The organism is Singulisphaera chitinilytica (assembly GCF_049331405.1).
In the GTDB taxonomy this organism is placed as follows: Bacteria; Planctomycetota; Planctomycetia; order Isosphaerales; family Isosphaeraceae; genus PoT.
On record NZ_CP186274.1, the window covers coordinates 505,300 to 518,492 of the forward strand.

The following is a 13,193-nucleotide window of genomic DNA, read 5'->3' on the forward strand; positions in this document are numbered from 1 at the left end:
CAAGTCATTCGGCGAGCAGGCCACATTCTTGTCGCCCGCTCACCGAACTCGCAAGATTTCACCGAGGTTGGCCGGCGACTCGCCTCGAGGGAGAAGTCCTGCGGGGCTGCTTCACTCCGACTTCGAGGGGACTTGCCAGAGCTTGATCGTGGCGTCGGCTCCCCCCGTGATGAGGGTCTTGCCATCGGGAGTGAAGGCGACGGCGTGGACGTTCCCCTCGTGCCCCTCGAGGGAGAAAGAGGGCCTGTCAAGGACTTCGCCGGGCTGGGTCAGGTCCCAGAGCTGGGCGAAGCCTGGGGCTTTCGGATCTCGGCGGTCGCCTCCCACGACGGCGAGCCAGTGGCCATCCGGCGAGAACGCCAGTCCGTCGATGCGTGACGAATTCAGGATGAGTTGAGAACGAAGGCGTTCGGGTTCCAGGTTCCAGAGCTGCACGGCATGCTTCCCGGGTGCAATGTCCACCTTCGGCGGGAAATGAGGCCCGCCCACCGGCTTTTCCGCATACCGGCCGGCGAGCCCGGTTGCCAAAGTCTTGCTGTCCGGAGAGAAAGCGACGCAGGTGACCTCGGCGGCGCAACCGGTTTCCAACCTTCGCCCTTCTTTCCCGAGTGGCCAGTCCATCAGCCGGATGGACCCATTGGGATCACCCTCGGCGAAGAGCGCCAGGAGCTTGCCGTCCGAGGCGAAGGTGAGCGTCCCGGGCCGATATTGATCGAGCACGCTCACATGCTTCCCGGAGGCAAGGCTCCAGGAGTCGATGAAGTTGTCTCGCCAGGGGACGAGCAACTCCTGGCCGCCGGGGGCGTAGGCCAACGGATACGTGGTCGTGTAGGGGAGGCTCAGGCGTGCGAGGACTCTCCCCCGGGCCGGGTCGATTCTCGCGACGCTCGAATCGGAGCCCGAGGACGCCAACTCCTTACCATCGGGCGAGAAGGCGACGGACATGATCCAGCCGGGGTGTTGTGGTTCACCCGGGCCATCCTCACCGGGCACGAGCCGGCGCCTGGTCTCGATCTCGAAAATCGAGACATGCTGATAACTGCCGGTGGCCACGGTCTTTCCGTCGCCGGAGACCGAGAGGCAGGTGACCCCCCGCCCGCCGAAAGGGGCGACCGCACCGAGGGGGCGGAGCATGTTGTCCCGAGCGGCATCGCCGTCGGGCTCAAGCTCGGGGGCCCAGAGCTTAACGGCCCCTTCGAGGCCGGTGGTGGCGAACGAGAGTCCGTCGGGGGCATACGCGAGCCCGTGCAGGGGGCCGTCGTTGTCGTCGAACGCGAGCCGGGGCCGGGCCGTCGCCGCATCCCAGATCCGGATCTCTCCCGACTTGCCCGGCGCCAGGTAGTTCCCGCTGATCGAGGTAAGCCAGCGACCATCGGGCGAGAAGGCGACGCCCTCGATGCCTTCCGAGTGCCCCGGGAGATTCGCGAGTTCCAACCCCGTGATCGGATCCCAGAGCCTCACTCGGGCGTCCTGGCCCCCGGTGGCGAGCGTCTTGCCATCCGCGGCGAACGCCATGCAGAGCGTCCCGCCGAGGTTTCCCGCCGCGGCGCCGACCTCTCGCCCGGAGCTGACGTCCCAGAAACGGACGTTGCGATCGAGCTCGCAGCCCATACCCGTGGCCAGCGTCTTGCCGTCGGGGGAGAAGGCGAGCGTGCGGACTTTCCCCGGGTGTTTGAGCACGTTCCGCTCCTGGCCGGTGGCGGCATCCCAGAGCCTCGCGGTGCCATCCCAACTGGCCGAGGCCAGGAGCGAGCCGTCGGGGGAAAATGCCACCTTCCAGACCTGATGGTCGGGCCATGCGGGGTCGGGGCCGACATGGCCCGTCAGGGTCGCCCGCTTCTTCCGGCCCTCGACGTCCCAGAGCGAGACGGTGCCGTCGAAGCACGAAGCCGCGAGGGTCTTGCCGTCGGGGGAGAAGGCGAGCGACCAGACGACCTGCATCCAGTCTCCGAAGTCGCCAGCCGGTTCGTCGTTCCGGAGCGTGGCGACCTCTTTGCGGTTGGCGACGTCCCAGAGCTTGATCATCTCGAAGCTCGACATGGCCAGGAGCTTCCCGTCGCGTGTGTACGCGACCCCCGCGGCCTTCAGGCCCGTCTTGCCGTCGAGGATCGCGATGGGATGAACTTTCCTGGGTGAGACCATCCAGGAGGGGATGTCTTCCCTCTCCTGGCCGATTGCCATCACGATGGCTTTGGGGGCAGGCTGCTGGTCGGCTCCCTTCGGTTTCGGAGGAGCGGCCGGGATGCCAAGTAGTCCCGGCGAGGGAACCATGCTTTCGTCTCGCGTCCCGGCCTGCTCAACAATGGGGGGCGTCGAATTTGTACCGGGTTTGCCCTCGTCTCGCGTCCGGTTCGAGGCCTCGAGGCTCACCCTGGCGACTCGCTTGCCACCCCTCGAGATTGTGACGAGCTCATCGTGGATCGGGACTCCCCCCTTGGTGGCCTTGACGGTATGGGGGCCGGGACGCAGGCGGAGTTGATGGACCCCGGCGCCGGTGATGACGACCTCGTCGCCGTCGACGCTCACCTGGACACCAGGATCATCGACCTCGATCATGAGGGTCCCGCTCGGGACCGGAATCCGTAGGATCGTGGCCACGAGCGCCGAGACGTGCGTGAAGGCCATCGACTCGGTGAGCCCGAGCCCGCCGCCGATCAGGAGCAGGGCGGCGATCATCTTCCGGGGGAACCGCCTCGCCGACTTCGCTCGGGGGGCCGGGACAGCCGGGGCGGGTTGGATATGCGACGCCTGCTGAAGCGCCGCGAGCTGGCGGCCGAGCTGTTCGGCGACCTCGGCGGCGGAACCGAAGCGGTCATCGGGCGACTTGGACAGGAGTTTCGCGATCACCTCCGCAAGCTCCGCGGGGAGATCCGGATTGACCTCGCGGACGGGGCGGGGGGACTCGTCGCAGACCCTGCGGAGCACGGCCATGGCCGTCGAGGCTCGGAAGGGGGGGCGGCCCGTCCCCATCGCGTAGAGGACGCTGCCGAGGCTGAAGAGGTCGGTCCGCTGGTCGAGCACTTCCCCGTGGGCCTGTTCGGGGGCCATGTACTGGGGCGTGCCCGCGAGGACGCCGCTCTGGGTCAGGCTGGCGTCATCGGCCGTGCGCGCCAGCCCGAAATCGGTGATCTTGACCCGCTCGACGTGATTCTCCAGGAGGATATTCGAGGGCTTGATGTCGCGATGGATCAGTCCTTGCGCGTGGGCGGCGGCCAGGCCGCTCGCCACCTGTATGCCGATGCGGAGGATTTCCTTGAGTTCCAACGGGCCGGACTGGTCGAGCCGCTCCTGGAGCGATCGGCCGGCGATGTACTCCATGACGAGATAGGGGGAGCCGTCGACCTCATCGACGGCGTGGATCGCCACGACATGCTCGTGGCTCACGGCCGCCGCCGCGCGAGCCTCCCGGGCGAATCGCTTGCGGGCCGCGGCGCTCGTGGCGAGCTGCGGGGCCAGGATCTTGATGGCGACGAGACGGTGGAGCGAAGGGTCGAACGCCTTGAGCACCATCCCCATGCCTCCCCGGCCGATCACGCCGATTACCGCGTAGGGGCCCAGGGTCCCGAGCTGCCCGGGGTTGTTGGGAGGCCCGAGGAACTCGAGGGCCGGCTCCTCGGCCGGCGCCCTCTCGTCACGCCCATCATGGTCGTTGAGCCCCTGCTTGAGCCGGTACATGGCGCGACGGAACTCGGTCTCGATCGCCTGGCCTTCCTCGGCCGTCGGCGAGAGGCGGGGCCAGGGGCTGCCGAAGCCCGCCGCCTCTTCCACTGCTTGCTGGCAGCGTTCGCAGTGGTCGAGGTGCAGGATCAGCCGGTTGTGCTCGCCCTGATTCAGGGTCCCGAAGAGCATGGCTTTGAGTCGGTCGAGGCCCGGGCAATCGAGCGGAGTCGTCATCGCGTCACTCCTTATTTTTCGAATAGACCATCAAGCGAGAGATCCTGGATTTGTTCCCGGATCCGGGCGAGGACCCGGCTCTTGGCCACGTAAACGGCCCCGACGGAGAGCCCGACCACCTTGGCGGCCTCGCCGGCCGCGAGCCCTTCGACGGCGGTTTTCCAGAAGGCCTGCCAGGTCGAGGCCGTGAACTCTCCCCGGACCTGCTCGGCCGCCCATGAGAAGACCTGCCACTCGTACTCGCGATCCCAGGCCGCCTCGTCTTCCGCGGCGACGACCTTTTCCGCGAGTTCGTTGGCTTCGGGCGCGGTCCCGTTGCCGAGGATCTTCTTCCGACCCGACTGGAAGGTGTGCAGCTTGTTCCTGGCCACCGTGAGGAGCCAGCCCCGGAAGGTGCCCCGCTCCGGCTCGTACCGATATCGCCCCGCCACCCGCACCACGGAGCTCAGCACGTCTTGCATCAGGTCGGCGGCGTCCGCGTCCTGCAGCCCTCGCCTTCGCGCATAGCGATAGACCAGGGGGCCGTACAGATCCACGAATTGCCGCCAGGCCACGGCGTCCGCCGTGTCTCGGATGCGAATCAAGAGGCTCTGCCGGGTATCTGACGGCTCATTCATGTCATGGGTATCCTTGGCGCCTTCGCTAAGGATTACTCCACCTGGCGAAGATCCTTACACGGAATCTCAAAATCTGTCCCCAATGCGTGAGGGGCTTTCGGCAGTGCCGGGGCCCGAACCTTCCTCGTCGAGGCCGCTCTGGTTAGGGATGGGGGGCCAATGGGTTCGGCCCGGGTCTTCGGTCTGGGAGTGCCGCCATGTTGAAGATCCAGGAATATCTGCGGGGGGAGGGCTCGGTCCAGGCGCTCACGGCCGAGCTGGGGATCGGGGTTTATAGACATCCGAGCTTGCCGCTACTCGGGTTCAAGTATCAGTCGCACGCGCCGAAGGCTCATCCCCTGGTGCGCGAGTCGCGGGGGCTCGTGCTCGAGGAAGGGTCGTGGGAGGTCGTGGCCAAGCCGTTCGACCGCTTCTTCAACGCAGGGGAAGGCGTCGATGACCTGGCGAACTTCAACTGGTCGCGATGCTCGTGCCAGGCCAAGGAAGATGGGGCGCTGACGATCGTTTATCCGTACCGGGGGGAATGGCACGTCAACTCATCGGGAGGGTTCGGGCACGGGATCGTTTCGTTTGCCAGGATGTCGTGGACGCAGCTCTTCTGGGCGACGACGGGGTTGGATCCCTCGCGGTTCGATGGTCGTTACACTTACATTTTTGAACTCTGTTCACCTTACACCAAGGTCGTGCGTCTGTACCCGAGCCCGACTTTCTACCTGCTCTCGATGTTCGAGACCGCGACCTGCCGGGAGCTTTCGCACGAAGCGGTCGACGAGGAGGCGGCGCGGATCGGGCTGGCTCGGCCGGAGTTGTTCCCGTGCGCATCGATGGGAGAGGTCGCCGCATTCCTCCTCGAGAAAGATCGCGACGACCCGACATTCAAAGGGGTCGTCATCCGGGATGACAGGGACCTCCGCTTCAAGATCAAGACGAAGACGTACCTCGCCGCGCACCATGCCGACGACGGCGGGAACCTCTTCCACCCCAGGCGGCTCGTCCCCCTGATTCTCGCGGACGAGGCCGACGAGCTGGTCGCGTATCACCCCGAGTTGCGCGAAACCGTGGCGCGGGTGAAGGAGCGGCTCGATCGCGCCTGGGATGAGGTCCGCGCGGCCTGGGAGGAGAACTGGCGGATCGAGGATCAGAGGGACTTCGCGACCGCCATCATCCGCGCCACCCCGTTTTCGGGACTGCTATTCGCGCTGAGGAAGGAACTTGGGGCGAGGCAATCGGTCGAGGACGTCAGGCGGCTCTGGTGCGCGAACGCCGAGTCGGTCGTGAAGCTCGTCTTCGATCGCGGGGACGGGCGGCGATAAGGCCGTGGGCATGAGCCGCTTGCGCCGGCGAGTCCTCGCGTGTGAAGGGCCCGGGCGACCCTCTACCGAGAATATTCGTTGGCATCGGCTTTGGACTTCACGTATGTTCGGGCCACGGTGCCGGCACCTCTGAGGGATATTGATCCGGCGCCGATAGGGTCTGTCACGAATTCGACGCGGAGGATGACGCATGAGCCAGTCGATAGGGACAGCATTTCGAAAAACAGGCGGGAGGCCGTGTCGTCTTCTCGGCCTGGTCTTGATGGCCGTGGCCTCGCCAGCCTGGGCCCAGCAGCCGTCGCAAGCGCCGCAGCAGCCGGCGGCGGTCGAGCCGTTGGCTCGTTACATGCCGGCCCAGGACCTGGCCGCCCTGTTCGAGCACGACGGGTTCGACTCCCAGCCCGCGGCCTGGCAGGCGACCGCCGCGTACCAGATGCTCAACAAGACCACGCTCGGCCGGATGCTCGACGAGGTCGTGGCCCAGAGCCTGGATCGACTGATCCAGTCGGCGCCGGGCGCCCCGCTGAACGGCAAGGACGCGGTCGAGCTGCTCAAGCACCTGGCCCGCAAGGGGGTGCTGATCGGCTATGCCGGCAAGGTCGGGCCCGGAGGGCCGAGCCCCCAGGCCGTCGCGGTCGTGATCCGGGGGGCGGGGAAGAACGAGGTCTTCAAGCGGGTCGTGGGCAAGCTCCCGTTCCTCAACGAGCCCGCGGCGAAGAAGGTCGAGCAGCCGGGCAAGCGGAGCGTCTTCGCCATCGCCAACTCGCCGATCCAGTGGTGGTACGAGAAGGATGACGCCGTCTTCGCGTTCGCGCCCCCGGGGGCGAACAACCCGGTCATCGACGTGCTCGAGGGGAAGGCGCCGAGCGCCCTGAAGAACGCGACCTACGCGGCCCTCATCAAGCCGAAGGCCGGGCTATCCCTGGTGCCGGTCGGCCGGTTCTTCCTCGACCTCAAGGCGCTGCCGCCGGTGCCGCCCGACGCCGCCGCGCTCGGGTTCGACGGGGTCAAGCGGGTCGAGATGCGCTGGGACATCCAGGGCAAGGGGATCCTGGCGGAGTTCGTCGCGCAGGTCCCGAGGCCGCGCCGGGGCGTCTTCGCCGCCTTCGACCAGCCGCCGCTGGGGGAAGGGACGAGCCTGATCCCCCCGAAGGGCACGAACAACTTCGTGCTCGTCTCCACCGACCTGATCAAGCTGCACGATGCCATCGTCTCGGCCGCGAAGGAGCGGGACCCGAACGTCGAGGCCTCGCTCAAGGAGGTCTCCGAGACCTTCCGCAAGCGCACGGGGCTGAGGCTCCGAGAGGACCTGCTGTCGAAGGTCGGCCCAAGGATGGCGGTCCTGGCCCCGCCCGGCAGCGGCTCGATCGGCAGCATCTTCGGGATGTGGTTCAACCCGCCCGACTTCTGCCTGCTCGCCGAGGTGAAGGACGTCGCCGGCTTCTCGAAGAGCCTGGATGCCCTCATCGAGGTGGCGAACAAGGAGTTGAAGCGGGCCGGAGCCCTCGTCCCGGCGAGACCCGACCAGGCGCTCAGGCCCGGGGTCGACTTCGCCACGTTCCGTAAGCTCAAGGGGGCTGAGCAGGGCTATATCCTGACCGTGCCCCCCGCGGCCCTGCCGATCCCCGCCGGGTTCCGGCCGACGATCCTCCTCGACGCCAGGCGCGGGGTGCTCGCGGTGGCGGGTTCGCCGAGGACCGCCAGGCAGATGCTCCCCGCGTTCGTCCTCAAGGGGGGTAAGCCCGACCCGTCGCGCGACCGGAATGCGGTCGCCTTCATCCAGTCGGATCCGAGCCCGGTGCTGCCCGAGATCCTGATCAACGTGCCGGCCTTCGTGCAGTTCGCCGGCTTCTCGGCCGCCCAGCCGGGTGCGGTCCCGCCGGGAGCCCGCCGGATGCCGGCCGGCCCGCCGCTCCGGATCGCCCTCGACCCGGAGCTCATCCCCGAGGCCAACGACCTGCGCCAGTACCTCTTCCCCTCGAAGTTCACGATGACGGTCGACGACGCCTCGATCCGCTACACGGCGTACCAGGCGTTTCCGCTCCCCGCGCCTCAGATCAACGCCGGGGCCGAGGTGCCCGTCCTGGTCGCCCTGCTGCTGCCGGCCGTGCAGGCGGCGCGCGAGGCGGCTCGACGCGCCCAGTGCACCAACAACCTCAAGCAGATCGGCCTGGCGCTGCACAACTATCACTCCACCAACGACCGCTTCCCGGCGTCGGCGATCGCCGACAAGGAGGGCAAGCCGCTCCTGAGCTGGCGTGTGGCGATCTTGCCCTACCTCGATCAGGCGGCACTCTACGAGCGGTTCAAGCTCGACGAGCCCTGGGACAGCCCGCACAACGCCGCGCTCGCGAAGGAGATGCCGGCCCTCTTCGCATGCCCGTCTCGCACGTCTCAGGAGAAGGGCCTGACGAACTACGTCGGTTTCAAGAGCAACGCATCATTCTTCCACCCGACCGAGGGGACCAAGATCATCGACTTCACCGACGGGACGTCCAACACCATGGCGGTCGTCGAGACGCGTGAAGAGGTCCCCTGGACCAAGCCGGATGACCTCGCGTTCGACCCCGAGGCGCAGCTCGCCCCGGGCGAACTCCTGGGCGCCAGCTCGGCCCACCCCGGCGGGTTCAACGTGCTCTTCGCCGACGGATCCGTCCGGTTCATCAAGATGTCGATCAATCCCCAGGTCTTCAAGGCCCTGATCACCAAGGCCGGCGGGGAGGTCATCAGCGCCGACTCGTACTGATGCCAGGTCCGTCGCCCTCCCCGCTGATTCGGGGAGGGCAACGGCATATGTTTTTATCGTTTGGATGAACCGTTGAAATTATGCCAGGATGGGCTTGATCACGTGCCCGTGGACATCGGTCAATCTGCGATCAATGCCGTTGTGTCTAAACGTTAATTTGGTGTGGTCGATGCCGAGCAGGTGGAGAGCGGTGGCGTGGAGGTCGTAGCAGTAGATCGGATCCTCGGCCGCCTTGTAAGACCACTCGTCGCTGGCCCCGAAGGTGGTGCCGCCGCGGATGCCGCCCCCGGCGATCCATGATGTGAAGGTGAACGGGTTGTGGTCGCGTCCCTTCCCCCCCTGGCTGCAGGGCATCCGGCCGAACTCGGTGGTCCAGATGACGAGGGTGTCATCGAGGAGCCCGCGCCCCTTCAGGTCCTTGAGCAGCGCCGCGGCGGGTTTATCCATGCTCCGGCCCATGTCGCCGTGGTCCTTGGCGATGTCCTCGTGCGAGTCCCAGTTCCGGCGGGGGAAGCCGTTGTCGGCCCCGCTGTAGACCTGGACGAAGCGGACCCCGCGCTCGAGGAGTCGTCGGGCGATCAGGCAGTTGCGGCCGAAGTCCTCGGTGACGGGATCATCGAGGCCGAAGAGCGTCTTCGTATTCGCGGTCTCCCCCGCCAGGTCGAGCACCTCGGGGGCGCTGAGCTGGAGCCTCGCGGCGAGCTCGTACGAGGCGATGCGGGCGTCGAGCCGGGAATCCCCCTCGTGCTCGGCCCGATGGTCGCGGTTGAGTCGGTTCAGGAGGGCGAGGCCGTCGCGCTCCCCTTCGGGGGTCAGGCTCGGATCCTCGGGGGGGAAGAGGTCGAAAATCGGGTTCTTGGACCCCGCTCGGACCATGGTCCCCTGGTACGAAGCGGGCAAGAAGCCCGCGCCCCAGTTCGCCGGGCCGTTCGGGGCGAACCCGCGCGAGTCGGGCAGGACGACGAACGCGGGGAGGTTCTCGGTCAGGCTCCCGAGCCCGTACGAGACCCAGGCCCCCATGCTCGGGAAGCCCGGCAGGACGAACCCGGTGTTCTGCATGAAGGTCGCCGGCCCGTGCACGTTCGACTTTGAAATCATCGAGGGGAGGAACGCCATGTCGTCGACGCACGAGGCCAGGTGCGGCACGAGGTCGCTCATCCACTTGCCGGACTCACCGTACTGCTTCCAGGCCCAGGGGCTCTTCATCACCGCGCCCGGCTTGCTCTGGAAGAGCTCGACCTTGCCGCCGGGGTCGAACGCTTCGCCATGCTTCTTGATCAGCAAGGGCTTGTAGTCGAACGTGTCGCACTGGCTGGCCGCGCCCGACATGAACAATTGCACGACCCGCTTGGCCTTCGCCGGATGGTGCAGCCCGCCATTGAGGTCGACTTGCGAGGACCCCGGCGAGGCCTCGGCCCCTTCCAGCATCCCCTGGCTGCCGAGCAGGTGCGCCAGCGCGATGCCGCCGAGCCCGCCCCCGGCCCGCCACAGGAAGTCTCGACGTCGGTAGTTCTGGGAGGGGTTCATGGGCAGGCTCGCAATGCCTCGGGTCGAGGATGACCGGCGATCATCGAAGAAAAAGTTCAGTCGATGAAAATAAATTCATTGGTATTGAAGAGGAGCCGGCAGGCGTTGGACAGGCCCCGCTTCGCGGCGAAGCCGGCGAGGGCCTCGCGCTCGTCGGCCCGGGGGCGGCCCAGGGCGAAGAGGTAGGCCGCGTCGATCCGGCCGGGCACGTCGGGGGCCTGGGCCTCGAGGCGTCGGGCGAATGCCTGCGACTGGCGGATCATGAAGAGGTCGTTCAGCAGGGCCAGGGCCTGCAAGGCGGTGATCGTCGTGGGCCGGACGGGGATGTTGATGTTCGGGTCGGCGCAGTCGAGCGAGTCCAGGAACGGGTTCGGCACGCTCCTGACCACGAACCGGTAGACGGTCCGGCGGCGGACCTCCGGGTTGTCGACCTTCTCGGGGGCCGTATGGTCGTAGATCGGCGAGTGATCATCCTTGAACCGGAAGAGCTCGAAGCCGGGTCCTCCCATGCGGAGGTCGAGCGTGCCGCTGACGGCGAGGACGCTGTCGCGGACGGATTCCGCGTCGAGCCGCTGTCGGTTCATCCGCCAGAGCCAGCGGTTGTCGGCGTCGACGGCCGCCGCGGCAGGTTCATGCTTCGACGACTGCCGATACGTCGAGCTCCGCACGATCTGCCGGTGCAGTCCTTTGAGCGACTGGCCGTTCTCGAGCATCTCGGACGCGAGCCAGTCGAGCAGTTCGGGGTGGGTGGGCTTGGAGCCGTTGCGGCCGAAGTCGTTGGGGGTGTCGACGATCCCGCGGCCGAAGTGGTGGTGCCAGACCCGGTTGGCGATCGATCGCCAGGTGAGGACGTTCCCCGGCGCGGCCAGCCATTCGGCGAGGGCGGCCCGCCGCTTCCCCTCGTCGCCGGCCGAGGTCGCCGAGAAGTCGGAGTTGAGCCCGGCGAGGCAGGAGAGGGCCCCCGGGTCGACCGGCTCGGCCGGCTGCTCCACGTCCCCCCGGCGCAGGAGGCTGATCGGCCGGATCGTGGTGGGCAGGGGGGCGTACACCATGTCGGACTTCGCCAGGGCCTTCAGCTCCGAGTCGAGCGAGGTCAGGTCGGCGTTCGCCTGCTCGAGGTCGGATCGGAGCCTCGGGTCGACGAGCGACTCATGCAGGGCCTTGCGGCGGGCTTCGAGGGTCTGGGCCCGATACTGGAGATCGTTGCGTCGTGAGGCCAGCGCCGCTTGCCCCGGATCGGCGAGGCTCGGCAGCTTGGCGTGACTGTCGAAGCCATCCACGAGGTTCGTCCGCCCCCAGCGCCCGCCCTCGATCGAGTCGGAGGCCTTGATGACGGCCCCTTCGGCGACGTTCCGGCCCCTCGAGATGACCTCGAGCTCGCCGAGGGCGAAGATGTGGTAGTCGTTGCGGAGCCAGAGCCTCGAAGCGGTGATCCGCACGAACCTCGCCTGCCCCCCGGCCGATGGGCGGATGACGTAGGGGGTGTCGCCGGGGTTGGGTTGATCGGAGGCCGAGTGGTCGTCGACGGCGCGGGGGTTTTGGAAGTCGGCGTCGTCGGCGAGTTCGACCTTGAACCTGGCGGGGAAGCCGAAGCCGGGGGTGTCGGGGAAGTCGGTCGGTCGCGCGGGGATGATCCGGATCTCGTCGATCGGGACCGGGCGGCCTAGATCCACCTGCACCCACTTCGTCGTCTCGGCCGAGGAGGCGAGCTCGCTGTGATAGCCGTTCGTCGGGCTCGGGGTCGAGGCGCCCGGGTTCGAGAGGCCGGCCAGGTCGCGTTTGAGGTCGGCGAGGGCCTCGTCGAGCCGGGTCAGCTCGGGGGAGGTCGCCTCGGCGATCTTCTTCGAGAGGGCGTCGCGCCTGGCCGCGAGGTCGGCCTTGCGGGACTCGATCCCCCGGCGTTTCTCGGAGTTCTCGCGGGAAGTATAGGGGCGGTCGCCGCGAGCCACGCCGGCGAAGACGGCCTGGAGGCGGTAGTAGTCCTTCTGGGGGATCGGGTCGAACTTGTGGTCGTGGCAGCGGGCGCAGTGGACGGTCAAGCTCTGGAAGGTCGACATGGTGTTGGCCAGCATGTCGTCGCGGTCGTTGAGCTGGGCCTTGAGCTTGTCGACGGTCCCCTCTGCCAGCTCGACGTGGCCGACGAAATCCCAGGGGCCTGCCGCCACGAAGCCGGTGGCGATCAAGGGGCGGGGCTCGCCCGGCCAGAGCACGTCGCCGGCCACCTGCTCCTTGATGAACCGGGAGTAGGGGACATCCTCGTTGAACGAGGCGATCACGTAGTCGCGATAGGGCCAGGCGTGGTCGCGCTTCTTATCCTTGTCGTAGCCGTGCGTGTCACCGAAATGCACGACGTCGAGCCAGTGCCGCCCCCAGCGCTCTCCGTATCGGGGCGAGGCCAGCAGGCGCTCGACCACCTTGTCATAGGCGTCGGGGGCCTGGTCGTTCTCGAACGCCGCGATTTCGTCGGGGGTCGGCGGGAGCCCGTGGAGGTCATAGGTCAGGCGGCGGATCAGGGTGCGTCGATCGGCCTCGGGGCTCGGCTTCAGGCCGACGGATGCCAGCTTCGCCAGGACGAAGGCGTCGACCGGCGTGCGGACCCGGGCCGGGTCATCGACCTTCGGTACTTCGGGCCGGCGCAAGGGGGAGAAGGCCCACCAGGCCTGGCCGTCGAACCGGCGATCCTTGAGGACCAGGCCCTCGGGCCAGGAGGCCCCCCGCTCGATCCAGTTGCGGAGCGTCGCCACCTCCTCGGCCGAGAGCGCCCCGCCCGTCTTGGGCATCTCGGGGCGGTCTCCCGTGATGGAGTCGATCAGCAGGCTCTCGTCGGGCTTCCCCGGCTCGATCGCCGGCCCGCTCGAGCCGCCGGCCTTGAGCCCTTGCAAGCTCGTCAGCGTCAGCTTTCCCTTGGGCGAGTCCTCGCCGTGGCAGCTCACGCAGCGCTTCTCCAGGATCGGGGCGACCCGATCGCGGAAGAAGCGGTCCTCCTCAGCCCCGCGTGCCCCCAGGGGGCCGCTCAGCGCGGCGGCGAACACGACGTGGATTGCGACTCTCATGCTCATCGTCGTGACCCAATCAGGCGGGAGGAGGCGTCAAGGA

Annotated in this window: 6 protein-coding genes; 2 read left to right on the forward strand and 4 right to left on the reverse strand. The window is 67.6% G+C overall.

Going from position 1 to position 13,193, the window contains the following annotated elements; translation table 11 throughout:
- Window positions 1-111: 111 nt before the first annotated feature.
- Together ACOYYX_RS01805 and ACOYYX_RS01810 are read right to left on the reverse strand one after the other, a co-directional pair.
- Window positions 112-3,894 (reverse strand): WD40 repeat domain-containing serine/threonine protein kinase, encoded by a 3,783-nt coding sequence (locus ACOYYX_RS01805; RefSeq protein ID WP_422928225.1) that lies wholly within the window; start codon window positions 3,892-3,894, stop codon window positions 112-114.
- An 11-nt stretch (window positions 3,895-3,905) separates the two neighbouring features.
- Complete coding sequence (locus tag ACOYYX_RS01810) at window positions 3,906-4,511, reverse strand: RNA polymerase sigma factor (RefSeq protein WP_422928226.1); 606 nt, start codon at window positions 4,509-4,511, stop codon at window positions 3,906-3,908.
- 197 nt (window positions 4,512-4,708) lie between these two features.
- On the opposite strand from ACOYYX_RS01810, the gene ACOYYX_RS01815 reads away from it, so the two are divergent.
- Window positions 4,709-5,824, forward strand: a complete 1,116-nt coding sequence (locus ACOYYX_RS01815; protein ID WP_422928227.1) for an RNA ligase — start codon at window positions 4,709-4,711, stop codon at window positions 5,822-5,824.
- 190 nt (window positions 5,825-6,014) lie between these two features.
- A complete protein-coding gene (locus tag ACOYYX_RS01820) occupies window positions 6,015-8,570 on the forward strand; it encodes a DUF1559 domain-containing protein (RefSeq protein WP_422928228.1) in 2,556 nt (851 codons plus the stop codon).
- A 78-nt stretch (window positions 8,571-8,648) separates the two neighbouring features.
- On the opposite strand, the gene ACOYYX_RS01825 is transcribed toward ACOYYX_RS01820, so the two are convergent.
- Window positions 8,649-10,097: a DUF1501 domain-containing protein gene (locus ACOYYX_RS01825; protein WP_422928229.1), complete on the reverse strand. Its 1,449-nt coding sequence runs from the start codon at window positions 10,095-10,097 to the stop codon at window positions 8,649-8,651.
- A 56-nt stretch (window positions 10,098-10,153) separates the two neighbouring features.
- Entirely contained in the window at window positions 10,154-13,150 is a 2,997-nt protein-coding gene (locus ACOYYX_RS01830; RefSeq protein ID WP_422928230.1) for a DUF1553 domain-containing protein, read from the reverse strand.
- Window positions 13,151-13,193: the final 43 nt, after the last annotated feature.